The 24,774-nt window shown below is 69.3% G+C and carries 23 protein-coding genes and 1 pseudogene; 1 reads left to right on the top strand and 23 read right to left on the bottom strand.

Features of this window, described 5'->3' with window-relative positions; translation table 11 throughout:
• Positions 1–49: 49 nt before the first annotated feature.
• Positions 50–1,276: pseudogene (locus Manayef4_RS24140) on the top strand (peptidoglycan DD-metalloendopeptidase family protein); the annotation flags it as partial.
• A 93-nt stretch (positions 1,277–1,369) separates the two neighbouring features.
• Here Manayef4_RS24140 and Manayef4_RS10230 read toward each other — a convergent pair.
• The 23 genes from Manayef4_RS10230 to Manayef4_RS10125 all read right to left on the bottom strand — a co-directional run bounded on the left by Manayef4_RS10230 (position 1,370) and on the right by Manayef4_RS10125 (position 24,659).
• Complete coding sequence (locus Manayef4_RS10230) at positions 1,370–2,455, bottom strand: tyrosine-type recombinase/integrase (RefSeq protein WP_349257436.1); 1,086 nt, start codon at positions 2,453–2,455, stop codon at positions 1,370–1,372.
• Positions 2,456–2,542: 87 nt separating this feature from the next.
• Positions 2,543–3,883, bottom strand: a complete 1,341-nt coding sequence (gene dprA / locus Manayef4_RS10225; RefSeq protein WP_070131441.1) for a DNA-processing protein DprA — start codon at positions 3,881–3,883, stop codon at positions 2,543–2,545.
• A gap of 110 nt (positions 3,884–3,993) precedes the next feature.
• Complete coding sequence (locus Manayef4_RS10220; protein WP_070131428.1) at positions 3,994–5,529, bottom strand: YifB family Mg chelatase-like AAA ATPase; 1,536 nt, start codon at positions 5,527–5,529, stop codon at positions 3,994–3,996.
• Entirely contained in the window at positions 5,529–5,885 is a 357-nt protein-coding gene (locus Manayef4_RS10215) for a YraN family protein (protein ID WP_011437962.1), read from the bottom strand. The genes Manayef4_RS10220 and Manayef4_RS10215 overlap by 1 nt, the downstream gene beginning before the upstream one ends.
• A gap of 300 nt (positions 5,886–6,185) precedes the next feature.
• Complete coding sequence (locus Manayef4_RS10210) at positions 6,186–6,482, bottom strand: DUF2469 domain-containing protein (protein ID WP_011437963.1); 297 nt, start codon at positions 6,480–6,482, stop codon at positions 6,186–6,188.
• Complete coding sequence (locus Manayef4_RS10205) at positions 6,479–7,201, bottom strand: ribonuclease HII (RefSeq protein WP_070131440.1); 723 nt, start codon at positions 7,199–7,201, stop codon at positions 6,479–6,481. Before Manayef4_RS10205 ends, Manayef4_RS10210 begins: the two co-directional genes overlap by 4 nt.
• Positions 7,198–8,256 (bottom strand): signal peptidase I, encoded by a 1,059-nt coding sequence (gene lepB / locus Manayef4_RS10200; protein WP_070131427.1) that lies wholly within the window; start codon positions 8,254–8,256, stop codon positions 7,198–7,200. The genes Manayef4_RS10205 and lepB overlap by 4 nt, the downstream gene beginning before the upstream one ends.
• Positions 8,257–8,440: 184 nt before the next feature.
• On the bottom strand, positions 8,441–8,797 hold the full coding sequence (gene rplS, locus Manayef4_RS10195) for a 50S ribosomal protein L19 (RefSeq protein ID WP_011437966.1): 357 nt from the start codon (positions 8,795–8,797) through the stop codon (positions 8,441–8,443).
• 220 nt (positions 8,798–9,017) lie between these two features.
• The gene (gene trmD / locus Manayef4_RS10190) at positions 9,018–9,830 is read right to left on the bottom strand and encodes a tRNA (guanosine(37)-N1)-methyltransferase TrmD (protein ID WP_011437967.1); all 813 of its coding nucleotides are present in this window, start codon (positions 9,828–9,830) and stop codon (positions 9,018–9,020) included.
• A gap of 122 nt (positions 9,831–9,952) precedes the next feature.
• The gene (gene rimM, locus Manayef4_RS10185) at positions 9,953–10,492 is read right to left on the bottom strand and encodes a ribosome maturation factor RimM (protein ID WP_011437968.1); all 540 of its coding nucleotides are present in this window, start codon (positions 10,490–10,492) and stop codon (positions 9,953–9,955) included.
• A gap of 47 nt (positions 10,493–10,539) precedes the next feature.
• A complete protein-coding gene (locus Manayef4_RS10180; protein WP_011437969.1) occupies positions 10,540–10,773 on the bottom strand; it encodes an RNA-binding protein in 234 nt (77 codons plus the stop codon).
• The gene (gene rpsP, locus Manayef4_RS10175) at positions 10,774–11,220 is read right to left on the bottom strand and encodes a 30S ribosomal protein S16 (protein ID WP_070131426.1); all 447 of its coding nucleotides are present in this window, start codon (positions 11,218–11,220) and stop codon (positions 10,774–10,776) included. It lies immediately after the preceding gene.
• 248 nt (positions 11,221–11,468) lie between these two features.
• The gene (gene ffh, locus Manayef4_RS10170; RefSeq protein ID WP_011437971.1) at positions 11,469–13,022 is read right to left on the bottom strand and encodes a signal recognition particle protein; all 1,554 of its coding nucleotides are present in this window, start codon (positions 13,020–13,022) and stop codon (positions 11,469–11,471) included.
• A 389-nt stretch (positions 13,023–13,411) separates the two neighbouring features.
• The gene (gene ftsY / locus Manayef4_RS10165; protein ID WP_070131425.1) at positions 13,412–14,656 is read right to left on the bottom strand and encodes a signal recognition particle-docking protein FtsY; all 1,245 of its coding nucleotides are present in this window, start codon (positions 14,654–14,656) and stop codon (positions 13,412–13,414) included.
• Between the two features lie 63 nt (positions 14,657–14,719).
• Entirely contained in the window at positions 14,720–18,406 is a 3,687-nt protein-coding gene (locus tag Manayef4_RS10160) for an AAA family ATPase (RefSeq protein WP_070131424.1), read from the bottom strand.
• Positions 18,407–18,753: 347 nt separating this feature from the next.
• Positions 18,754–18,951, bottom strand: coding sequence for a hypothetical protein (locus tag Manayef4_RS26625; protein WP_083282380.1), 198 nt, complete (start codon positions 18,949–18,951; stop codon positions 18,754–18,756).
• Positions 18,952–19,164: 213 nt separating this feature from the next.
• Positions 19,165–19,476, bottom strand: a complete 312-nt coding sequence (locus Manayef4_RS10155; RefSeq protein WP_070131439.1) for an acylphosphatase — start codon at positions 19,474–19,476, stop codon at positions 19,165–19,167.
• Between the two features lie 407 nt (positions 19,477–19,883).
• Positions 19,884–20,654: a DUF2786 domain-containing protein gene (locus Manayef4_RS10150; RefSeq protein WP_070131438.1), complete on the bottom strand. Its 771-nt coding sequence runs from the start codon at positions 20,652–20,654 to the stop codon at positions 19,884–19,886.
• Between the two features lie 206 nt (positions 20,655–20,860).
• Entirely contained in the window at positions 20,861–21,832 is a 972-nt protein-coding gene (gene mutM / locus Manayef4_RS10145) for a bifunctional DNA-formamidopyrimidine glycosylase/DNA-(apurinic or apyrimidinic site) lyase (RefSeq protein ID WP_011437976.1), read from the bottom strand.
• Positions 21,833–22,000: 168 nt separating this feature from the next.
• The gene (gene rnc, locus Manayef4_RS10140) at positions 22,001–22,813 is read right to left on the bottom strand and encodes a ribonuclease III (protein ID WP_011437977.1); all 813 of its coding nucleotides are present in this window, start codon (positions 22,811–22,813) and stop codon (positions 22,001–22,003) included.
• Positions 22,810–23,871: a phosphate starvation-inducible protein PhoH gene (locus Manayef4_RS10135; RefSeq protein ID WP_070131423.1), complete on the bottom strand. Its 1,062-nt coding sequence runs from the start codon at positions 23,869–23,871 to the stop codon at positions 22,810–22,812. Before Manayef4_RS10135 ends, rnc begins: the two co-directional genes overlap by 4 nt.
• A gap of 6 nt (positions 23,872–23,877) precedes the next feature.
• The gene (gene rpmF, locus Manayef4_RS10130) at positions 23,878–24,048 is read right to left on the bottom strand and encodes a 50S ribosomal protein L32 (protein ID WP_011437979.1); all 171 of its coding nucleotides are present in this window, start codon (positions 24,046–24,048) and stop codon (positions 23,878–23,880) included.
• Positions 24,048–24,659: a DUF177 domain-containing protein gene (locus Manayef4_RS10125; protein ID WP_011437980.1), complete on the bottom strand. Its 612-nt coding sequence runs from the start codon at positions 24,657–24,659 to the stop codon at positions 24,048–24,050. Before Manayef4_RS10125 ends, rpmF begins: the two co-directional genes overlap by 1 nt.
• Positions 24,660–24,774: the final 115 nt, after the last annotated feature.

Genomic DNA, 24,774 nt, shown 5'->3' with positions numbered 1-24,774 from the left:
AGGATCCATCGGACTACCACATCGGATCGGATCAACGGACCGGCCGGCGATGTCCACAGAGCGCGGGCATCGACAGCACGCGGCGGGAGTTATCCACAGATCACACGGCCGGTCTACCCAACGGCGTCAAAACGCCGCACCGTGGACGAGGCCGGTCCGCTCCCCCTTCGGACCGGCACAGCGGCGGCCGGACGAGCGGACCTGGACCGGATCCGGCCGCCGCGCCTCCCCCGGACCCGGAGGTGTCACCGTCATGCCCCCTTTGCCACGCTTCGACCCGCTCTGGCTCGTCATCCCGGCGGTCGCCATCCTGATCGCCCTGGGACGGCCCGTCACGATGYCGATCAAGCCACACGCCGACGGGCCACGCCTCGTCCTGRCGGCACGTGATCCGCAACGGAGCACCACCGCCTTGCCCGAGTCCTTGTCCGAGCCTGGGCGGTCTGCCCCGTCCGGTGCGACCGACTCCGCCGGTGGGCTCGGCCCCGGTGACGGATTCCGTACCGAGCCCCGCCACGACGTCATCGAGCAGGCTCTGGGGGTCAGCCAGGTTCGGGCTGTGGTGAGGACCGCGGGCCCACCTCCTCTCAGGCTCACCCCCGGCACGTCGGCGGAACCCTCGACGACACCTGCTCCGTCCACGGCGCGGTCAACGCCGGCGGCACATCCGGCCCCCTCGCCCCCGGCCCCCGCGCCGAAGGCGACCTCGTCACCTCGACGACCGGCGACTCCCGCCGTCCGGCCTCCCTCCGCCCCACGATCCCTCCGGCCGGCGGCCCGCCGGGCCGGGGAACGAACGCGGCCGGCCGTGACCCCGCCGGCCGCTGGCCCGCTGGGCGGCGGAGAAGGGGACGAGCACCCGGACCCGCCACCCGGCGACGTCGGACCGGAGAACTCCGCGGCACCGCCGGCCCACGGCGGCGGGGTCCGGGCTCTGCGATGGCCGTTGTCGGGGGCCGTCACGGTGAGCCGCGGTTTCAAACGCCCGCCTTCGCCCTACGGACCCGGTCATCGCGGAGTCGACCTCAAGGCCTCTCCGGCCGCCCCGGTTCTCGCCGCGGCCGACGGGGTGGTGAGTTTCGCCGGGTCCGTGGCGAACCGCGGCATCGTCACCGTCACGCATGGCGACCTCCGCACGACCTACGAACCACTGACGCCGGCGATCAGCCCCGGAACCGCGGTCCGAGCCGGAGACCTGCTCGGCTGGATGAGCGATGGCCATCCAGGCTGTCCGGTGGCCGCATGCCTGCACTGGGGGCTTCTGCGCGGGATAGACTACCTCGATCCCCTGCTGTTCTTCCGCAGAACTCCGCCCCGCCTCCTGCCCCTCCTCCCAGCAGATCGCTCCCCTGGGTCCCCCGGCCTTGTCTCAGGCTCGGGGGTGAGCCTGCTCGAAGGCCGCGCGCAACCGTTCCGGTGTCACATGGGTGTAGATCTGCGTGGTCGCGAGACTCGCATGGCCGAGAAATTCCTGGACGGAGCGCAGATCGGCCCCGCCTTCCAGCATGTGCGTCGCCGCCGAATGCCGCAGACCATGCGGAGTCAGGCCGGCCGGAGCGACACCGGCCGCCACCCTCGTCGTCAGAATCCGCCGTACCGTGCGCGGATCGAGGCGACCTCCGCGCAGGCCGAGGAGCAGCGCACGCCCGCTACGAGCGGTCATCAGCCGCGGCCGTCCCGTTGATCTCCAGGACCGTARGGCGGCCACCGCCGGCACACCGAACGGCACGCTGCGTTCCTTGCCGCCCTTACCGAGGACCCGCAGCAACCTTCGGTCGTCATCAATGTGCCCCAGGTCAAGACCGCACAGCTCGGACACCCGGATTCCGCTGCCATACAGAAGCTCGAGAACGAGTGCGTCCCGCAGCTCCACCGCCCGCCGTACGACCCRCTCGGAGTCTGCCGTCGAGTCCGGCAGCCCGGACGGCTGCGACGTGCCCGGGGGCRACACATCAGGCGAAGGGTTCTCAAGGAGCTGACGCGCGGCCGCGGCGGTGAGCACCTCAGGCACCCTTCTGACCGTACGGTTACCCACGAGCCGTGCGGCGACGTCGGTGTCGAGGAAGCCATGGCGCGCCGCATAGGAAGAGAAGACCCGGGCCATCGAGGCGCGCCGGGCCAGGCTTGCCGGCGCCGCCCCGGCGGCGCGCATCGAAGCGAGCCAGCTCCGCAAAAGCGCCAGATCGAGGTCGGCGAGGACCGAACAGCCCATCCGCTCCGCATGAGCGCGCAGGTTAGCGAGGTCGGCGGCGTAGGCACGCACGGTCTCAGGAGATCGGGCCAGCTCCGCGATGAGGTGGCGGAGAAAACCCGCGACCGCCGTGTCCCAGTCGGACTCGGGTGTCTCGACGATCTCGACTGGCCGGGCGTCTGATCCACACGTCGCTCGGGAGCGCTGCCGCGGCAGAAGCCGACCGTCGGCGGGCTCCTCGGCGCTCTCGCCTCGCAGGACCATGAGACGACCGTGGCAACATCGATGGTTCTCGTCAAGACGCCGCGGCGTCCGTGACACTGCACCCGGGGACATTGCATCCGGGCTGACTCAGGTCTCCCCGTCGGGGTTTTCGCCGTCGGGGTTTTCCCCGTCGAGTCCCGGATCCGCGGTACTGCGCGTCGGGGAACGATCCGCCCCGCCGTGGGCGGCACCCGGTTGGGTACCGGACCTCCTGCCGGACGTTGCGGGATGGGACGGGTTCGACGGCGCTCGGCCCAGATCCGTGAGGCGGTAACCGCCCGCCACGTTCTCGACCAGCCCCTCCACCGCGAGTGGGCCCAGCATCGCCAGCACCGCCTCGGGGCGCAGGCCGGTGCGGYGCGCCAGCACGGACACCCCGACGGCAGCGCGGGCCGGCATCGCGTCGAGAAGCTCGCGCACCGCCTCGGACAATCCGTCCCGCGGRCCATTCCCGCTCGCCGGCCGCTGTACGAGCGATCCGATACTCGCGATTTCCTCCCTGATGTCCTCGGCCCCGGTGACCAGAACCGTCTGTTCACGGAAGTCCCGGAGCAGCCGGTGACAGCCTGCGCTCATGGCGCTGGTCACCGGTCCCGGAACGACCATGACGGGACGACCGAGCCGACGGGTGTGGGCGACCGTGTTCAGCGCGCCGCTACGGTGGCCCGCCTCGACCAGGACCGTCCCCCGGGACAGAGCCGCGATGATGCGATTACGGGTGAGGAATCGGCGTCGGTACGGCGGCGTGCCCGGCGACACCTCGCTGACTACCGCCCCGGTACGGGCGATCTCCTCCAGCAGTTCCACATGGGCGGTCGGGTAGGGAACGTCAACACCCCCGGCGAGCACCGCCACCGTCGGTCCGGCTGCGGCCAACGCCCCCCGATGTGCCRCTGCGTCAATGCCGAACGCGGCTCCCGACACCACGGCCCATCCCTGTTCCGCCATCGCAAACGCGATCTCTCCGGCGAGATGCAGCCCGTAGCTGGTCGCGGTCCGGCAGCCCACGACTGTGACCGCCCGGGGTGGGAGCTCGCTCAGGTTGAGCGGACCGCGAACCCACAGAGCCAGTGGAGTGCCGATCATCGAACCATCCCCCGCGTCCCGAAGGCGGTCCAGGGCATCCAGTTCGAGGGGCCACTCGGCGTCCTGGGGACAGACCAGCCGGGCGCCGGCGCGCCATGCCGCGTCCAGGTCCCGAACCGGATCGACACTCGGATGCGCCGCCCGGAGCGCATTCCACACCTCGAACGCACCCCGACGCCTGACCTCGACGGCCACGCGACGATGTTCCGGGCCGAAGACGCGAGCCAGGGCGACACGGGCCAACCKCTCGGGATCCGACCAGTCGCTGTCACCCGGTGCCACCCTCCCGGGCGCGGAAGCGGGATCCGCCCCCCGGGCATCCGGCGGAGTCGTCGAGCTCATGTCCCACTCCCTGAAGACGGCACCGGATGCGGCTTCTTCTGCGGCTTCTTCCTGCTGGGCGACACGGTTCACGTCACGGTCAGGAGCGTCCCCATGGGGGTCTCCCACGCTCATGCCGACCACCCGGGCAATCTCAGATCCAGCGCGGCACCGAACTGCTCGGGACCGGGCGTGCCCCGGCCGGCGAGATCGGCGAAGGTCCACGCCAACCTCAGGACACGGTCGAGACCGCGCGCGGTGAGCAGGCCTCTTTCGAATGCCCGCTCGGCCACGGCCGTCGCCCTCGCCGGCAGCGGCCACAGGCGGCGCATCGCCGGCCCCGGCACCTCCGCGTTGAGYCGCCACGGCGTTCCGGCCAGTCGGACCCGGGTCGCATCCTGGGCCGCGGCGACCCGCGCCGCGACAACCGCGGACGAATCACCCTGGCCACGGTCCGCCCGTAGCTCCGCCCGGCTGGGAGCGCTCAACGCCACCTGGATGTCGATCCGATCCAGGAGCGGCCCGGACAGACGGGCCAGATAGCGCCGACGGACCAGGCTCGGACATTCGCAGCCCACCGCGCGCGGGCCACGGGCCTTCGAACACGGGCAGGGATTCGCCGCCAGAACCAGCTGAAAGCGGGCGGGAAACCGGGTCGTCGCGCGAGCGCGGGCGATCTCGATCTCTCCGCTCTCCAACGGTTGACGTAGCRCATCGAGACTTTGACGGGTAAMCTCCGGAGCCTCGTCCAAAAATAGGATGCCCCGGTGCGCCTGACTGGCCAGCCCGGGCCGGATCACCGTCGAGCCTGCCCCGACGAGTGCCGCCGGGGTCGCGCTGTGGTGCGGGCTGCGATACGGCGGTCGGGTGACGAGCGGGCAGTCCGCGGGCAGCAGGCCGGCGACCGAATGGACCGCGGTCACCTCGAGAGCGGCCTCGGTACCGAGGTTCGGCAGCAACCCGGGCAGTCTGTCGGCCAGCATGGTCTTGCCACTGCCGGGCGGCCCCTGCATGAACAGGTGGTGGCCACCGGCCGCCGCGACCTCGACGGCCAGCCGGCCCCTGCTCTGCCCCGCCACGTCCGCCAGATCCCCGGCCTGACCGTCGGTGGAGGCAGCTTCGGTCGTGGGGGCCGCCACGGGCTCGGCGGCGATCTCTCCCCGCAGGAGCGCCAGCACACTGATGAGATCGACAGCGGGCTCCACCACCGCGCCCGGTACCAGCGCCGCCTCGGCGGCGTTGCCCGCCGGCACCACGACCCGTTCGACACCGGCAGCCACCGCCCGAAGTACCGCCGGGAGCACCCCGCGGACACCGCGCACCCGGCCATCCAGCRCCAACTCGCCGATGAGTACCCGACGGAGCAGGGCGGCGCGCGGCACCACGCCGGCCGCGGTGAGGATCGCCACCGCCATGGCCAGGTCGAAACCACTGCCCGATTTCGGGAGGGTGGCGGGGAACAACCCGAGCGTGATGCGCCGATCAGGCCACCGTTGGCCCGAGTTCACGATCGCGGCGCGAATCCGATCCCGCGACTCATGCAACGCGGCATCGGGCAGACCGATGAGAGTCAGCCGCGGAAGACCATCGGCGAGATCCGCCTCCACCTCGACGATGTGACCTTCGACCCCGACGACCGCCACCGCCCGGGCCCGCGCGAGAGCCATCAGAACGCTCCCCGGATGTGCTCGACACGAACCGGACCCGTCGAAGGACGGGACACCAGGAGGACGTCGAAACGCACCAATGACGAGGCGTGGGGGTGCTCGGCGAGCCACCGGGCGGCCAGGCGTCTGATCCGAGCCGCCTTGCGACCTACGACGGCCTCGGCGGCCGATCCGTAACGCGTCCCGGATCGGGTCTTGACCTCGCAGAACACCAGGCTCTCACCGTCCTGCACAACAAGGTCGAGCTCGCCCTCGCGGCAGCGCCAGTTACGGTCGAGGATCTCGGCGCCGACCGCCGCCAGATGGCGGGCGGCGACATCTTCGCCGAACCTGCCCAGTGCGTCCTTTGCCCGCATCGCCGCTCCCGTTCGCCGGGGGACGGGTGCCCGCCGGTCGTGACCAGCGTGGACGTGGGCGGGCCGGAGAGCCATCCACATGATCGACATGTGGATGACGAGGGTTTCTCCACAGGAGCGAGCTGGGCGGACATCTCAGCGGGTCATCACGGACTTCGGTGACGGGTCGAATCGCACCGTCGATCCAGGCGACAGCCGACCGGAATGAGGTGCCGATCCGCCGAACATACCGCCGAGACGATCAAGATGCCGAGGCGATCAGGCAGCCGGGCCGGGAAAGCGTGACGCCGAGAGTCGGCGTCAGAGCTCGGCCTTGGTCAACTCCTCGACGTTGATATCTTTAAAGGTGACTACTCGGACATTCTTAACAAAACGCGCAGGCCGGAACATGTCCCACACCCAGGCGTCMCGCAAGATCAACTCGAAGAAGACCTCGCCGTCCGTGCTGTTCCTGACCTCGATCTGGTAGTCGTTCGCGAGGTAGAAGCGGCGCTCGGTTTCGATCACATACGAGAACAGCCCCACCACGTCGCGGTACTCGCGATAGAGCTGCAGCTCCATCTCGGTCTCATACTTCTCGAGGTCTTCCGCGCTCATACAGTCTCCGTGACGCCATGCCGGCTGGTCACAAGCACCCTGTCCTCCAGCCRCAACGATCGTGCTTCCCTCGTCGTCGCCGCATGCGCAGCCACGTTGACGTACGACATCYGATGCTCGTCACACGGTCCGCAGCGCGCCAGCGCCGCCGCGTGGGCCGCGGTGACGTATCCCTTGTGCTGCGCGAAATCGTACTCGGCATAGCGCGTGTGCAACGCACGCATGATCCGGTCCCTCGTCACCTTCGCCACGACCGAAGCTGCCGCCACGCACGCGACCACCCGGTCTCCCTTCACCACCGCCAACGACTCCACTCCGAAACCGGCGACCGCGAATCCATCCGTGAGCACGTAACCCKGGCGCGCAGACAGGCGCGCCACCGCGCGTCGCATTCCGGTGATGTTGGCCACGTGCAAGCCGACCCGATCGATCTCGGCCGCGGAGATGACGACGGTCGACCACGCCGCGGCGGCGGCCATCACGTCCTCGAAAACGCTCTCACGGATCTGCTCGGTCAGGAGCTTGGAGTCAGCCAACCGCGCCAGCCGCTGACGAGCCTCCGGAGCCAGAATCACCGCGGCGATGACCAGGGGTCCGGCGCATGCCCCACGACCCGCCTCATCGACCCCTGCGACCGGGCCGAGACCATGCCTGTTCAGGGCGCGCTCGTAACCGAACAGCCCGGCATCCCGGCGAAGAGCGACACCGTAGTGTCTCATGACGGACCGCGGCGGCGAGCCGTCCCTGGTGCGCGCGTGCGCGTGGATCCTCGTGGCATCCGGCGAGGCCGACGGGTGGCGGTCCACGCCGGAGGGATCAGCACGGCAAGGGCGAACAGGGATACGTCATCCGTGGCCGGGTAGCCCGGCAGCGGCACCACGGCGTCGCCGGTAGAAGACAGCGCGGCGGATGTGGTCGACCCGGCCGACGCACGAGGAGCCGGAGGCAGCACCGACGCGGCGGGAATCCCGGCGAAATCGTTCGGAACGCCCAGGAATCCGAACCGGCCAAGTGGCCAGACACGGACGAAGGCCCGTCCCACCACCGCATGCTTCGGGATCGGTCCGTTCTGCCGGGCATCCGAGGAGGCCCCGCGATGGTCACCCATCACCCACAGGTAGCCAGCCGGGACGGTCAGYGGACCGAACCGCTGATAGTCGTTCTGGTAGACGTACGGCTCGTCGAGCGGATGGCCGTTGACCGAGACTCTGCCCGCGGTATCGCAACACGCGACCGTGTCGCCGCCGACCGCTATGACGCGTTTGATGAAGTCGGTCTCGCTCGGGGCCCCGAGACCCAACAGGTTCTGCGCGCCACGAACGAACCTGCTGAACGCGTTGCTCGGCGGCGGGACGACGGACTCGGCATGATCGAATCCGGTTCCCTTGCCATTGAAGACGACGATCTCACCCCGGTGCACGTCGCGGAAGTGGTAGACGACCTTGTTGACGAGAACCCGGTCGTCAACCAGCAGCGTCCGCTCCATCGACTCCGAGGGGATCCAGAACGCCTGGACCAGAAAAGCCTTGATGAGCAGGGCGAGCAGAAAGGCGATCRGCACAAGGACCGGGAGCTCGCGGAGGAACGAGCCACGGCCACGGGTCCGCGCCGCCTCGGGCCGGGAAACCCGACGACCGGTGGCTTCCGGACCGTCGGGCTGTGCCTGGTCCTTCGGGCCGTCAGGCTCGGCCGCAGGGCTCGGCCACGCACCGTCCGGCTGACCGCCATCGGTTCTTCCCGGTACCCGAGGCCCACTGGGATCGGATGCATTCACGCCGCCACCTCGCAGAATCGACCGTCAAACCTCATCGGACCGGTCGACGTGCCACCAGCCRCACCTTGCGACAGCGTTGCGGACCGTGCCGCCTATCTTCGTCCATCAACGGCGGCGCCACCTGCACGGGCAACCGGCAAGTCGCGGATGGAGAATCCGGACGCGTCACGGGGTGGCGGTGGCCTCAGCGCGCGACCGGCTCACGCTTCTCCTTGATCTTGGCGGCCTTACCGCGCAGCTGACGCAGGTAGTACAGCTTGGCCCGTCGGACGTCACCACGGCTCACGATCTCGATCTTCGAGACGATCGGGCTGTGGAGGGGAAAGGTCCGCTCCACGCCTACGCCGAAGCTGACCTTACGGACGGTGAAGGTCTCCCGCACCCCGCCACCCTGGCGGCGGATGACGGCACCCTGGAAGACCTGGATGCGCTGACGGTTTCCTTCGACGACCCGCACGTGGACCTTGAGGGTGTCGCCCGGCCAGAACTCGGGCACGTCGGTCCTCAGCGACTCGGCGTCGAGGCTGTCCAGGGTGTGCATGGCAGTCGCTTCCTGAAGAGTTGAGATGGATGGTCCGCGGCCCCGGAACGCACCGAGGTGGACAATCCGTGGTCGAGGCCGACCCGGCCGGCATGGGTGGACGCAATCACCGCGAGGTGTCCCGCGGGAAAGACATGCGACCCGAGGCCGCCCGAACCGGTCACGAACCGACGGACACTGCATCCTACTGTGCCACACCCGGGAGAGAGAGCGGACCGCCCTACCCCTCGCCCGGCCCCTCGACGTCACGATGATGGATCAGGCCCGTCCCCTCGGTGGGGGCCGGCAGCATCCGCCCGGCCGCCTCGGCCGCGGCGGCAGCGAGTACGACTCGGTCCGCTTCGGCGAACTCGCGGTGTTCCAGGAGGTCCGGGCGCCGCAACAGGGTACGACGAAGCGCCTGGGAACGACGCCAGCGGGCGATCGCCTCATGATCGCCTGAGCGGAGAACGGGCGGCACCTCGGTCCCCCGCCATACCGGCGGACGGGTGTAGACCGGGCCCTCCAGCAAGCCGTCGGAGAAAGAGTCATCGGCGACTGAGGCGCTGTTACCGAGTACTCCGGGCAGCAGCCGCGTAACCGCTTCGAGAATCACCAGGGTCGCGGCCTCGCCCCCGGCCAGCACATAGTCTCCAATGGAGATCTCGTCATCGGCCCAGGTCTCGATCACTCTGGCGTCGATGCCCTCGTAGCGCCCGCAGCAGAACACCAGCCAGGGCTCGCGCGCCAGTTCTTCGGCGTGGCGCTGAGTGAACGGAGTCCCCGCCGGGGTCGGCACGACGACCCGGGGCCGGCTATCGGCCACTCGTGCGGTGATCTGCGACAACGCCGCGTCCCAGGGCTCGGGCCGCATGACCATCCCCGGGCCTCCCCCGTAGGGGGCGTCATCCACGGTGCGATGAACATCCGTGGTCCACATCCGCAGATCATGTGTATGGATCTGCAGGGTTCCGTGCTCCTGAGCCCGGCCCACGAGCGACAGACGCAGGGGCTCGAGATAGGCCGGGAAGATGGTGACGATGTCGGCGCGCATCGGCTGCTTTCAGAGATATCGGCTCTTTCAGAGATATCGGCTGCCTGCCCAGAAACCCGATCTACCCGCCAGCCGAAGACCGGGCCGAGGGCGCGCAGCCGACTTCCCGCCCAGGACCCGGGTTAATCGAGATCGAGCAGGCCGGGCGGCGGATCCACGACGATCCGGCCGGCGGGGGGGTCGACGGTCGGCACGATGTCACGGACGAAGGGGACGAGATGCTCGCCACCGTCCGGGCCGCCGATCGCGAGCAGGTCTCCCGCAGGGGAGTGAATGATGTCGGTGACGTGCCCCAACAACATGCCCGCCGTGGTCACCGCCCGCAGGCCGACCAGGTCCCGATCCCACCACATCTCCACGGCTTCGCCGTCACCGTCGGCGTCGTCGAGCGGCGATCCCGCCTGATCCGCGTCGATGGTCAGGAGCACGCCGCGCAGCGCCTCCGCGGCGCCACGATCGTCCACCCCGCGAAAGTGAAGCAACAGGCGGCCCGAGTGCCAATGAGCGCCGGAGACGGTGAGCGCAGTCCCCCCCCCTTCGCGACCGAGGACCGCCCCTACGACAAACCTGCGGTGGGGCACGTCGGTACGAATCTCGATCGTGACCTCACCGCGGATGCCATGCGGACGGCCGATCCGCCCGACGACGATCTCCTCAGCCACGACTTCTCGGGCAATCAGGACGAAGCTCGCGACAACGCCGACAGATCCTAACGATCCACATCGACGACGTCGATCCGAAGGCCCCGGCCTCCGACACCACCCATCACCGTGCGCAGCGCACGAGCGGTACGACCTCGCCGACCGATGACCTTCCCGAGATCTTCGGGGTGCACCCGCACCTCCAGGGTGCGTCCACGCCGACCGTTGTTCAGGTCCACCCGGACGTCGTCGGGGTGATCGACGATGCCTCGCACGAGATGTTCGAGGGCCGCCTCCAGCACCTACTGCCCCGCGGCCGGTGCGTCCGTGGCCGGGGCGGCTTCCGCTTCCTCTGCCGACCCGGACTTCTTGGCCTTCTTCGGCGTGGTCGCCGGCCGGTCCTCGGCGCCCGCGGCGGCCCGCGCGGCCGCCTGGAAGATCTCCCGCTTGTCCGCCTTTGGCTCGGCGACCTTCATCRGCGGGGGCGCCGGCAGGTTCTTGAACTTCTGCCAGTCCCCGGTGACCTTGAGGATCGCGAGGACGGGCTCGGTGGGCTGTGCACCGACCGAGAGCCAGTGCCCCACCCGCTCGGCGTCGACCTTGATGATGCTCGGGTCAGACTTGGGGTGGTACTGCCCGATGGACTCGATGACCCGACCATCCCGCTTGGTACGGGCATCGGCCACGACGATGCGGTAGTGCGGCTCGCGCATCTTGCCGAGACGCTGCAGTTTAATCTTGGTTGCCACGGTGGTCSAACGGCTCCAGACATGTCGATGACCACTGGTTTTCCATGGCTGCGCATGGAGCCCCGGTGGTGGGAAGCACCCGCGCCGGACAGCCACTCACACATCTCCCGCGCGACACCGCGAGGAATGAGGGCAGCCACACCGACGCTGGCAGGCAGGGCCTGTATTGAGCTTACAGTCTGCCAGATCGTGACCGCCGCACACGAGCGGGGAGCCCGTGCACCCGCCCCACGGCCGCATCGCGCGGGTCAACGGCCCCCGCGGGGGCCGCGCGGCGGCATCCCACCGAAGCCGTCCTGCTGCCGCATCAGCGCCGAGAGATCCGGCATGCCGTCCGGAAGCGCGGGGCCCTTCGCCGCCCGCTCCTGYGCAGTGGACTTCTGCGCCTTGGCCTGGGCCGCCCGTGCCGCCGGATTACCCTTGCGACTGGCTCCCTTGCCCTTCTTCGCGGCCTTGCGAGCCGAGGCGGCCTTCGCTCGACCCATCCCCCCCGGCATCCCCATGCCGCCAGCCATCTGTCGCATCATCTTGCGGGCCTCGGCGAACCGGTCCAGCAACTGGTTGACCTCGGTGACCGTGACCCCGGATCCACGCGCGACCCGAGCCTTGCGGGACGCCTGCAGGATCCTGGGATCACGCCGTTCCGTCGGCGTCATGGACCGAATGATCGCAACCACCCGATCGACGTCCCGATCGTCGACCTGCGCCAGTTGATCCTTCATCTGGCCCATCCCCGGCAGCATGCCGAGCAGGTTGCCGATCGGGCCCATCTTGCGGACCGCGAGCATCTGCTCGAGGAAATCCTCGAGAGTGAACTCGGAGGCGACCATCTTCGCCGCCATGGCCTCGGCCTGCTCGGCCTCGAACGCCTTCTCGGCCTGCTCGATGAGGGTGAGGACGTCACCCATGCCGAGGATCCGCGACGCCATGCGTTCCGGGTGGAAGACGTCGAAGTCGTCCAGGGCCTCACCGGTGGAGGCGAACATGATCGGCCGACCGGTCACCTGGGCGACCGAAAGGGCCGCACCACCGCGCGCGTCGCCATCGAGCTTGGTCAGGACCACGCCGCTGAATCCCACGCCATCGGCGAAGGCGCTCGCGGTCGCGACCGCGTCCTGACCGATCATCGCGTCCAGGACGAAGAGAATCTCATCCGGTGAGACGGCGTCGCGGATGTCGGCCGCCTGCCGCATCATCTCCTCGTCGACGCCGAGCCGCCCGGCCGTGTCGACGACGACCACATCGAAGACCTGCCGGTGCGCGTGCGCGAGCGCGTCGCGCGCGACGCGCACCGGATCCCCGACCCCGTTGCCGGGCTCGGGCGCGAAGACCTCCACCCCGGCCCGCGCCCCGACCACCTGCAGTTGGTTGACCGCGTTCGGACGCTGCAGGTCGGCCGCGACCAGCAGCGGGGTGTGACCCTGAGCCTTGAGCCAGCGCCCGAGCTTGCCGGCCAGGGTGGTCTTACCCGTTCCCTGCAGGCCGGCGAGCAGGATCACCGTCGGCGGGGTCTTGGCGTACCGCAGCGTCGTCGTGCCGCCGCCGAGGATCGCGACGAGCTCCTCATTGACAATCTTGATTACCTGCTGGGCAGGGTTCAACGACGCACTGACCTCGGCGCCGCGGGCACGCTCCTTCACCGCGGCCACGAAGCCACGGACGACCGGGAGCGCGACGTCCGCCTCGAGCAGAGCCACCCGGATCTCCCGCGCGGTGGCGTCGATGTCGGCATCGGTAAGGCGCCCTCTGCCACGCAGCGACGCGAAGACCTTGTCGAGGCGGCTGGAAAGGGTGTCGAACACGCGCACACACTCCGAGATCGCAGACGGACCGCAGGGACCAGCGTACGCACCCGACGACGAAGGCAGCACACCCCCGTGTCCGATCAACCGACGGCGTCACGCATCGGCCGATCGACGCGGACGCGACGTGCGCGGCCCGSCGAGGCATGCCCGCACGGACGCCGGCCTGGTCATTCACCTGCCGGGTCCGCCCTCTGCGCTGAGGAGGGCGAGACGCCTCGCCGGACGCTCACCCCCCAGCCAGGAGAACACCGAGGAACATGTCGCGGCTGACCGCGGAGCCCCACAGCTCCGCTCAGTGATGAAGCTTAGGTCACATGCCGAACGACCGGAAGGTCTTGACGCTGAGCACGTTGTGGTCTTCGTCGATCCGGCGGCCACTCGATCGATCAGCCGGCTTCGCCCAACAGCGCGTCGACGAACGCCTCCGGCTCGAAGGGAGCAAGATCGTCTGGACCCTCTCCCAAGCCGATCAGTTTCACCGGCATACCGAGCTCGCGCTGCACGGCGATGACGATCCCGCCCTTGGCCGTACCGTCCAGCTTGGTCAGCACGACTCCGGTGAGATCAACCGCCTGCGTGAACACCTGCGCCTGGACAAGCGCGTTCTGACCGGTCGTGGCGTCAAGCACGAGCAGCACCTCGTCGACCGGACCGTGCTTGCCCACCACTCTTTTAATCTTCGCCAGCTCGTCCATCAGACCTGCCTTGGTGTGCAGCCGGCCGGCGGTGTCGATCAACACGGTGTCCACGCCGCTCTGCGTGCCCTGTCGGACCGCATCGARCGCCACCGACGCCGGGTCACCCCCCTCGGCCCCGCGGACCGTGATCGCGCCGACCCGTTCACCCCAGGTCTGAAGCTGATCCGCGGCCGCGGCACGGAACGTGTCCGCCGCGCCCAGCACGACCGTACGCCCGTCCGCGACCAGCAGCCGCGCGATTTTTCCACAGGTCGTGGTCTTGCCCGTGCCGTTGACACCGACGACGAGCACGACGGCGGGACGATCCGGGGCCGTCGTGCGCAGCGATCGGTCGGTCGTCGTACCGATCTGGGCGAGCAGCTCGTCGCGCAGCATCTCCCGCACATCCGCGGGCGTGCGGGCACCGAGCACCTTCGTGCGTTCCCGCAGCGCGGCGACCAGCTCGGTGGTCGCCGTGACCCCGACGTCGGCGAGGAGCAGGGTCGCCTCCACGTCTTCCCACGCGTCCTCGTCGAGATTGTCGCCGGACAGCAGGGAGAGCAGTCCGCGACCGAGCGCGTTCTGCGAACGAGCCAGCCGCAGGCGCAGCCGGACGAGGCGGCCGGCTGCCGGCGGCGGTGCCTCCGGTGGGATCCGCTCCTGGACCGGGATCCCCGGCGCGGCCGGTATCTCGGCGAGCGGGGCGCCGACGCCATCGCTCTCCGTCGGGGATGGCGGCAGCACATCGGGAAGACCGATGTCGTCGACCGTCCTGGTCGCCGAATCGCGGGGTACCTCGGCGTCGTCACCGACCCCGGGACGGTAGTCGGCGCCCGGGCGCGGGCCTTCCTCGATGGATCGGCGGGGGCGTCGACGCAGGGCCGTGCCGGCCACCAGGCCCACGGTGGCCAGTACGACGACGGTGATGACGACGATCAGGATGAGGAGCTCCACGTACCGATCCTGACAGATGACGCCACAAGGCCGTGGCGCTCGCCCGGCGGGAGGGCGGCGGCGTCAGAGCGCCGCCCGCTCCCGCAGCCGCTGACTGATCACTGTCGTCACCCCGTCGCCCCGCATGGCCACGCCGTACAGGGCGTCAGCGATCTCCATCGTCCGCTTCTGGTGGGTGATGATGATCAGCTGCGACTTCTCACGCAGACCCTCGACGGCCTCGAGCAGTCGGCCGAGATTGCGGTCGTCCAGAGCTGCCTCGACCTCGTCGAGCACGTAGAAGGGCGAAGGGCGGGCCCGGAATATCGCGAGCAGGAGAGCGAGTGCGGTCAGTGAACGCTCCCCGCCGGACAACAGCGACAGACGCTTCACCTTTTTTCCCGGCGGCCTCGCCTCGACCTCGATGCCCGTGGTGAGCATGTCATCAGGATCGGTGAGYACCAGCCGGCCCTCACCGCCCGGGAACAGCRTCGAGAAGACGATCTCGAACTCACGGGCGGTGTCCGCGAACGCGACGGCGAAGACCTCACGCACCCGCAGATCAACCTCCTCGACGACCAGCAGAAGATCCCGGCGGGTGCTCTTGATGTCTTCGAGCTGCGCGGACAGGAACGCGGCCCGCTCCTGAAGCGCGGCGAACTCCTCGAGGGCCAGGGGATTCACCCGCCCCAGCCGGGCCAGCTGCTTCTCCGCGGTGGCGGCCCGGGCGCTCTGCTCGGCTCGATCGAACGGCGCCGCGGTGCCGTCGGGCTCATCCGGCGGGACCAGCGTGTCCGGGCCGAACTCGGCCACCAGGTCATCGGCGTCGATACCGTGCTCCTCCAGAGCCTTGGCTTCCAGGGTCTCCACCCGCAGCCGCTTCTCCGCTCGGGCCAGCTCGTCGCGATGGGCGGCGTCGCGCAGCGCCGCGAGTTCGGTGGCCAGAGCGCGCCCCTGGTCACGCACCCCGACCAGCTCCGTCTCGGCGGCCTTGCGCAGTGCGTCGGCCTCCTCCCGCCCCGCCGCGGCGCGAGCCAGCGAATGGTCCAGTCGGTCGAGAGCGACCTGAGCCGCATCCCCCATCGCCGTCGCGACGGCCGCCTGCCGCTCGCGGACCTCGTGCCGACGGGCCGCCGCGGCCCGTGCCGCCCGCTCGTTCGCCGCCGCGCGGATCAGTCCGTCGGCGCGTCCCTGCAGGCCTCGCACCCGCTCCTCGCTGGTACGGACGGCCAACCGGGCCTCGACCTCGGCGGCGCGCACGGCGGAGGTAGCCGCGACGAGCCGGTCTCGTTCATCCGGAGCCCGCTCCCCCGCCTCCGGCTGCTCCGATGTCGCGGCGAGCGACGCCTCGAGCTCGGTCAACGCTCCGTATGCCCGATCACGGGCTGTTTCGGCCCGTGATCGGGCGCCCTCCAACCGGGCGATCTCGGATGCCGCGGCCCCTCCCGAACGATCGAGCCGCGCCATCTGCTCGGACAGCGCCCGGTGCCGGGCATCGGTCCCGTGCAGCGCCGCCAGTGCCGCGTCGATGGCGGTACGGGCCCGGGTCACCTCGGCACGCGCGGGCTCGAACGCCTCGTGGGCGGACTCGACGCGACGGGTCGCCTCCGCCACGCCGGCCTCGGCCTCGTCCGCCGCGGCCTGCAGTTCGATCGCGGACGGCGGGTTCGCGCTGCCACCGATAGAGAGGGGGGCACCGATGACGTCGCCGGCGCGGGTGACCACCCGCAGGTCGGGGCGCAACGCCGTGGCCCGCTCGGCCGCCGCCAGATCCTCGACCACGACAGTCCGGGCGAGCAGGGACGACACGGCGGTACGGAACCGATCGTCACCGATCTCCACCAGGTCCAGCGCGGCAACGGCACCGGCCGGGAGCGGACCGTCGGCGCTGGCCGCCCCCGGGACGATCGCCGCGCTGCCGTCAGGGCCGGCGCAGGCGTCAGGGCCGGCGCAGGCGTCAGGGCCGGCGCAGGCGTCAGGCTCATCCGCGACGGTGACGGCGGCCACCAGCGCTGCTCGGCCGGCATCCGTTTCCCGCAGCCACGCAAAGGCCGCCATGGCATCCCCCGACGTGCCGACGAGCAGGGCGTCCGCCGCCGGGCCCAGCGCCGCGGCGATGGCCGCCTCCGCGCCGGCGGTCACGCTCAGGACGCCGGCCAGCCGGCCGATCACCTCGAGGGTCGGATCCAGTGCCGGAGCCGAGTCCTCCGCCGTGTTCGAGGCGGTCTGCCCGGTCTGCGCGCCGGTAGCAGCCCTCAACAGTGCCGCGGCTCCGTCGGCCGGCGAGAGGGAGAGGTGCAGCGCGTCGCATCGCGCGGCCCAGGATGCGCGGTCACGTTCGGCGCTACGCTCCTCACCGCGCAGGACCTCGAGCCGCTCGGCGGCAGCGGCATGCACTGCCACGGCCGCGCTGTGCTGCTCGGCGAGATCCTCCCGTGCGCTCTCCATCCGAGAGAGTTCGATCTCGAGGGCCGAACGTGACGCCGAGGTCTCGGTCTCCCGCTCCCGCGCGGCGTCGAGTGCCTCGGTCGTCCGTGCTATCTCGTTCTCGGCACTGGTGGCACGGGACCTGGCGGCCTCCACCTGGCCGGCAAGGCGCGCGATCTCCTCACGGCGAAAAGACGCCGCGCGTGCCGCGGCGATCAGTTCCTTCTCCTCCTGAGCGAGCGCGGCCTCGAGATCGGCACGCCTGGTGACCACCTCGGCGAGCAGATCCCGATCACGCTCCAGCCRCTCGGTGAGGGCGATTTCCTGCTCCCGGACCGCCGTGGCCTCCTGTTCCAGTTCCTCGGGGTCGCGGCGCCCACGTACGTCGTCGGTCGCGGCACGCAACAGGCGACCCCGTTCGACGGCGAGGGAACGGGTGCCCCGCAGCCGTTCCCGCAGGGATGCCAGGGCGTACCAGGTCTCCTGGGCGCCGGTGGCGCGCGGAATGATCGCCGTCAGGTCGGCCTGCAGCTGCTCCTCACGGCGGGCGGCCGCGGCGTGAGCGGCCTCGGTGGTCGTCAGCCGCGCCCGCAATGCCTCCTCGTCCGCGAGGTCGGAGGTGATCGCGACCTGGGCACGATGGAGATCGTCGGCGAGAAGGCGCAGGCGGGCGTCCCGTAGCGAAGCCTGAATCACACCGGCCTTACGGGCGATCTCCGCCTGCCGACCGAGCGGCCCTAACTGCCGACGCAGTTCGGCGGACAGATCGGTGAGGCGGGTGAGGTTCGCCGACATCGCCTCGAGCTTGCGGAGTGCCTTCTCCTTGCGTTTACGGTGTTTGAGGACGCCGGCGGCCTCCTCGAYGAACGCACGGCGATCCTCCGGGCGCGCGTGCAGGACCGCGTCGAGCTGGCCCTGGCCGAYGATCACGTGCAACTCTCGGCCGATACCCGAGTCGCTCATCAGTTCCTGGATATCCAGCAGGCGACAACCGGTACCGTTGATCGTGTATTCGCTCTCGCCGCTGCGGAACATCAGTCGCCCGATGGTCACCTCGGTGTACTCGATGGGGAGCGCGCCGTCCGAGTTGTCGATCGTCAGGAGTACTTCGGCGCGCCCCAAGGCCGGGCGAGCGGGCGTGCCCGCGAAGATGACATCGGACATAGTGCCGCCACGCAGGGCCTTGGCACCCTGCTCCCCCAGTACCCAGGCGATGGCGTCAACGACGTTACTCTTGCCCGACCCGTTGGGCCCGACCACGCAGGTTATTCCCGGCTCGAGATGCAGGGAGGTCGAGCTCGCAAAGGACTTGAAGCCCCGCAGGGTCAGGTTCTTGAGATGCACCAGTCTCCGGAGCGCTGGAAGGGTTCACCGGCTCGACCCGGGATGGCCGGACTCAGCCGACGTTCGACAGAGYCATCCTAGTCGGCCACCCGAAGCACCCAGCAGGCTACGCTCCGAAAAAAGTACGAAGAAGGCGGGGAGTGAGGTTGCCCGGCTCTTCCTGGACATAGAGCCGCCAAAGTGATCCGAGACACACGGGCAACATCACTGGGCAGGGACGAGCCAGCCGGGAAAACGACCGATTCGACGATCTCAGCGATCATGACGCCCGTAGAAACGGAGTCTTGCCCACGTAACCGGGCATACCCACTACGAGGGGGCGCCTCCCCGAGGAACGCCCCGCCAGCTCAGCTGAACGCCGGTTCGGCGTCGAGCGCCCGGACATCCTCCGGCACGTCGACACCACCCACCAACGCCTCGTTAACCTCACGTACTCGAGCCAGTTCTRCCTCGAGCTCCGCTACTCGGGCACGAAGCCGACGCACCTCGCAAGAGAGACGCAAGTCGCCGCCGGAACCGACGTGRCCAAAAAGGGCCTTCGCCATAGTGATGGTCCTCCACGATGAGTGACCTAGTGGGTGTCAGACAGCACAAGATCCGAACAGATCAGAGTGCGCCCCAAACAATGACTCCAGGCTCCCATGTCGAGTGACCGAAAGTCAAGAGCATGCCACATGCTCCCGAGMCGGTCCGGTGAACATGCAAAAAGCGGACGGTCATACCCACGACAGTTCCGACAACGCAGCGTCTGCAACCAGTCACTTTCGTCGAAAGTCGGTCAGATCACTCTGCGCCACCTGCCACACAGCCTMCACCCTGTCCGTCCGCCCAGGGGTGTGACCCGTCATCAACAAGTGCAGAAGGTCACGACAGGCCGGCTCCGGCCCCTCCGCGACCACCTCGACCGCCCCGTCCGGGAGGTTGGTGGCGGATCCGACCAGGCCCAGGCGCCGGCCCCGGGTACGCACGTAGTCACGAAAGCCGACGCCCTGGACAAGGCCGGCGACCCGGGCAGTGAATCGGACCACGGCGTGTCCGGACTCCCTCTGCTCCGCGGATACATCGCTCATCAGCACGGTAGGGTACTGGCCATTGTGGATACCACATACTTCCCAGACATGGCAGGCCGGCCGAAAGAGACACGGCGGCAGGGTGATCATCGGCTGGAACGGCCGGACCGGCCACGTTTCCGCCGCCGGTCCGCTGCCGTGCTACTCGCGTGTGGAGCTCTCGGCTCGGCACTCCTTCTCAGCGGTTGCGGCCAGAACTTCTCTCAGGACGGCGGCACACTACCCGTCCCACGCGCGAGCACCGATGGTGACCGCCAGGTCACCCCGGAGCCGGTCGACAGCGCAGACAAGATTATTGGTCCTGGCTACGCCCCGCCGCGTACCGCAGGGCCTACCCAGACAGCGGTGCCCAATCTGCCGGGCGGCAAGCAGTAGTCAGTACCACGCGTAACTACTACCCATACGATTTACCTCATGCCGATCGCCGGTGAGACGCGGCTGGACACCCGGCTACCCAGGCCAAGATCAGCCCGCTCGCCGGCCTGGTAGCCCGCACGACCGCCGCTCCCAGAGAGCTGGCGTGTCCTTGGCGCTCGCAACCTGGGATAGGCTCTTGCCAGGTGCGCGTCCACCCRCTGGCTTCGATTCGCCAGGACGACGGCCACCGACGGCGTCGTCGAGGGCCGGTCCGATCCGTTCTCCCGGGTCTGCGTCTGCTGGGTCTGCGCCCGCTCCCGGGCCATCCGCTCCGTCCTGGTCAGTCTCTCCGCCACCGCCACCRCGAAGCCTGCCATCCACGACCGACGAAACGCCCGCGGGTCCTCCTGGCGTGGTGGACGGGCGAGGGCCAATCCCTGTGCCTGCTGGACCAGCAACGAGGTGAACAACATCTGCACGCGGTGGATATCCGCATCCATCCCGAACAGATGAGCGGAGTGCCCCGTCCCCACTGCACGCTGCTCGGTCCGGTACACGAGCCGGCAACCAAGCGGTGCGGCAATGCCCGCGAGCAACGAGATCTTGTCCCGGGCATAGGGCGGATCGACGGCCACCACCAGGTCAGCCGCCTCGACGCGGTGCGGCGACGCCTCCTCGACCAGCGCGCGGTCGATCCCGTACTGGGCGATCAACTCGGCCGCCTTGCTGTTATAGGTTTCGCGGGCGGCCTCGCTCAGCCCCTCCGCCTCCGCCATCGCCAACAGCTTCCGTATACGACCGAGCAGGGCATCCGGATTCATCGCGTCTCCGTCCATGTCGCGTCGGGGGCAGGCCAGCCAACCGACGTGCCGGATGATGCCTCACCGATCCCGGCAGCCCGGTCTCGGTCCTGGACGAGGCGATAACTGTGAACGCCGCGGCAGGTCTGGCTCCCCACCCGACTATCGCGGACGCCACGCCCGGCACCCCACCCGAGAGCCGCGGGATTCGAACGTGTGATCGAACCTTACCACCTGGCCCGTCTTGGGTGCGGCTGGCAGGTGGGGCAAGTGAAGCTCGACCGGTTCATGAAAGCGTCCCGGCGCACCGCGTCTCCGCATCGTGTGCACGGCCGACCCGCGCGGCCATACACCTGTAGCGACCGTTCGAACAGCCCGCTGACTCCGTCCGCCGACACGTACAGGCGGTCGAAGGACGTACCGCCCACCTCAAGAGCCGCGATCATCACCGTCCGCACGCAACCCAGCAGCCTGCCGACCTCCGCCCGGGTGAGGGTCTCGGTCGGCCGCGCGTAGTGCAGCTTCGCGGCCCACAGGGCCTCATCCGCGTAGATGTTCCCGACCCCGCTGACAAGTGTCTGATCGAGCAGGGCCCGCTTCACGCCGGTACGGCGTCGACGCATCCTCTCCGTGACGAGCCGCTCGTCGAAGGCGGGATCCAGAGGATCCCTGGCGATGTGCGCGACGGGAGCAGGCAGATCCGCTTCCCCCGTTGCGACCGCCAGGCCACCGAAGGTGCGTTGATCCACAAATCGCAGTTCGCGTCCTCCGTCCGTGAAGACGAACCGGATCCGCAGATGCTTCTGGTCGGGGGTGGCGGGTGGAACGACGAGCAACTGTCCGCTCATCCCGAGATGGGCGATCAGTGCATCCCCCTGAGCCGGATGACCTGGGGGCAGGGCGGGCGGAGACATCTCGGCCAGCACGGCAGCTGATTCCTCCTCCGGTGGTTCTTCTGGAACCACCGGAGCGCACGCCGCATGGTCTACCGGCGGCTGAAGTACCAGCCACAGATACTTGCCGCGGCGTCGTGCCGCCGTTATCCGGCGGCCGACGAGCAGCGCCGAGAAGTCGGCGGCACCGGCCAGATGACGGCGCACCGCACGAGGATGGTGGACGTCAACCGATGCGATGACGCGACCGACGACACCACGTTCCAGACCGCGGCGAACAACCTCTACTTCGGGGAGTTCTGGCATGATCTCCGGTCGTCGGGTCGGGTCAGTGGGATGACACCGGACCCTCGAYGTGGCTCGATGAAGCTGTTGCCACCCCTGAAGCTGTTGCCACCACTGAAGCTGTTGCCACCACCGAGCCTGTCGCCAGCGCCCAGGAAGCGAATCGGGGCAGCTGATGATCAGCCACTCTCACAGACCCGAGACCTGATCGTGATCAAGGCTGCCGACGGCGGACTTCTCGTGATTTCCGCCGGCGACGTCCGCGCCCGAACCGTCCTCCCGCCCCAAGGCTGACCGTTCCTCGAGAACCGCGAAAGCCGCGGCGGCCGCCCGCTGCTCGGCCTCCTTCTTGCTTCCCCCTTCGCCCTCGCCCAGTGGCTCTCCCGCGATCCTCGCGTAGGCGGTGAATCGCTTCGCGTGGTCCGGACCGGCCTCCTCGACGATGTATTCGGGCGGCCCGAGAGCCAGCACCGCCGTCTGTTCCTGCAGTGAGGTCTTCCAGTCAAGCCCTGCGCCTCGGCCGGCGGCCTCGTCCAGCAAGGGATCGAAGAGACGGTGCACGAAACCGGAGGCCACGTCGAGGCCTGAGGACAGATAGACCGCCCCGATGATGGCCTCGAGGGTGTCGGCGAGAATGCTCGCCTTGTCGCGCCCCCCGGTGGTCTCCTCGCCCCGGCCCAGCAGCAGGTACGGACCGAGCCCGGTGGGTCCGATCCCCCGTGCCACGTCCGCGAGAGCCCGCATGTTCACAACCGAGGCCCGCTGCTTGGCGAGCTGCCCCTCGGGAAGATCCGGGTGGCGGATGAACAGTGCCGCCGTCACCACCAGACCGAGCACCGCATCGCCCAGGAACTCCAGGCGTTCATTGGTGGGCAGGCCGCCCTTCTCATAGGCATAGGAGCGGTGTGTGAGGGCGCGGTCGAGCAGCTCGGGGTCGATGGCGACCTCGAGTACCTCGATCAGGCCGTCCCGCGGCGGCGGGGGTGGCAGCTGGCGGGTCATCCGACCAGCCCGGCCAGGGCCCGGCGACGCGCCACCAAGATCGCCATCGCCGCTCTGGTCCGAGAGGCCAGGTCCGCATGGACCGCGACCGACGCCGCCCTCAGCGCCGCGAGCAGCCCGACTGCCTGGCTGTCGCCGGCTTCATCCGGTGCCCGCTCCGCGTGGACCGCGACACCATCGACCCCCAGCACGATCGTTCCCCCCCGCACATCAGGATCTTCCAACGTTCCCCATCCCGGATCCAGACCGGCCCTGGACAGGTGCCCCGTACCCCGATGAGATTCCCACCATCGCATCCCGCGGATGACGGACATCAGGACATCTCCGGTGAATCCGTCGGTGACCGCCACGTCAACTCCACGGCGATGATCGATCTTCTGGCCGTCGCCCGGCTCGCCCGTCCACGAAGGCGCGAGGAGYCGATCAGCCGTCAGCGGGCCGACATAGTGCAGATCGAGCGATCGGAGCAGCTCGTCGACGGCTCGTCGCAAGGTGTCGGGAAGCGCTGGACGCGCCGTCAGAAGCCCGACTCGGGGAGCGTTGACGGCGAAGCGAACCGCGGCGTATGCACTGCCCGCGACCGCGAACTGGGCGAGTTCGTCCGCCKTCACATCAACCGTCGCCCCCGCGTCGCACAGCACGACGGGGGCGTTCGCCCCGCCGACAATCGAGGCGAGAGTGGCCCGTGTCGCCCCGGGGAGCAGACCGTAGGTGAACTGAGCCGAGGCGACCACGGCTTCGGCCGGGGCTATCGAGACCATCGCATCGGCATGTCCGTCACGGACCAGGCGCGCCGCCACCCGGACGCCGGAGTCCCGACGTGCTCGCACTTCACGCAATGCCTCCGGGCCCGCCGAAACGCTGCGAGCGGCCGTGGCGAGCAGGACGCGCTCGCCTGGCACAATTCCCAGCCGAGCAAGGTCATCCCGGACGGTATCACCGGATGTCASCAGAGTGAGCACCAGATGCGGATCGGCGCCGAGCGCACTGGGCAATGCCTCGAGGAGAGGCCCGGAAGGCAACCCCTCCCCCACCAGGTCAACGGCGATACGTGTCACACCGGGTCAGACGTCAAGCACCTGACGGTCGTTGTACCGGCCGCACGTGCCACAGACGGTGTGCGGCCGGATCACGTGCCCCCGCGAGCACTTTGCGAGGGTCGGCACCTTGGCCTTCCACTGYGAACGCCGGGACCGGGTGTTGCTGCGCGAGGTGCGCCGCTTCGGGACGGCCACTATTCCTTCTCCTTGCTCTCATGAGGGTCGGTGCGACCCTTCTCGGTTCCCGTCGCTCCGCTGCCGGCCAGCGCGGACAGCGCCGCCCATCTCGGGTCGGATCGCGCATGGGAATGTCCAGGCTCGACATCGTCGAGACGCACCCCGCAGTCCACGCAGAGTCCCGCACAGTCCGGACGGCAGATGGGTGACAGCGGAAGGTTGAGTACCAGGGCATCCCGCACCACGGGCTCGATGTCCGCATGATCATCGATCAGTACCCGAGCATCTTCGTCGTCACCCAGGTCCACGGCTCGGTCAGGGTAGTAGAACAGCTCGCGAAACTCGACCATGCTGACCTCGGACACGTCGTCCAGGCAGCGCGCACATTCACCCCGAAGCGGCGCCACGACGCTCCCGCTGACCAGGACACCCTCGATCACCGATTCGAGACGCAGGTCCAGGGTGACGCTTGCGCCGGCCGGCACCCACATCATCTCGGTTCCGAGATCGGCGGGAAGTTCCGCCTGCGCCCGGACAAGCCGCATCGACCCGGGCCGACGACCGAGCTCACGGGTGTCCAGTACAAGGGGACCCCTCGGGGTCCGACGGCGAAAGTGGGATCCAGTCATGGCGGCAGTCGAATTCACATCTACGTCAATGTCAGGAAGGCCAGCCGAAACAGGGCCTTCGTGGTGGTGTAGCTACCCGGCGTCGCTGACGACTGAGGCAGCCCGACGTCAGCGG

The organism is Frankia sp. CgMI4 (genome assembly GCF_001756285.1).
GTDB classification, from domain to species: domain Bacteria; phylum Actinomycetota; class Actinomycetes; order Frankiales; family Frankiaceae; genus Frankia; species Frankia casuarinae.
Note: the sequence above shows the minus strand (reverse complement) of the source record. Positions and strands in the feature narration are given on the sequence as shown.

Coding starts and splice junctions, on each gene's coding strand:
- Manayef4_RS10125 (WP_011437980.1), bottom strand. CDS start 24,659: ATGACTGGATCCCACTTTCGCCGTCGGACCCCGAGGGGTCCCCTTGTA.
- trmD (WP_011437967.1), bottom strand. CDS start 9,830: ATGCGCGCCGACATCGTCACCATCTTCCCGGCCTATCTCGAGCCCCTG.
- mutM (WP_011437976.1), bottom strand. CDS start 21,832: ATGCCAGAACTCCCCGAAGTAGAGGTTGTTCGCCGCGGTCTGGAACGT.
- Manayef4_RS10215 (WP_011437962.1), bottom strand. CDS start 5,885: ATGCGGGCAAAGGACGCACTGGGCAGGTTCGGCGAAGATGTCGCCGCC.
- rnc (WP_011437977.1), bottom strand. CDS start 22,813: ATGACCCGCCAGCTGCCACCCCCGCCGCCGCGGGACGGCCTGATCGAG.
- rplS (WP_011437966.1), bottom strand. CDS start 8,797: ATGCACACCCTGGACAGCCTCGACGCCGAGTCGCTGAGGACCGACGTG.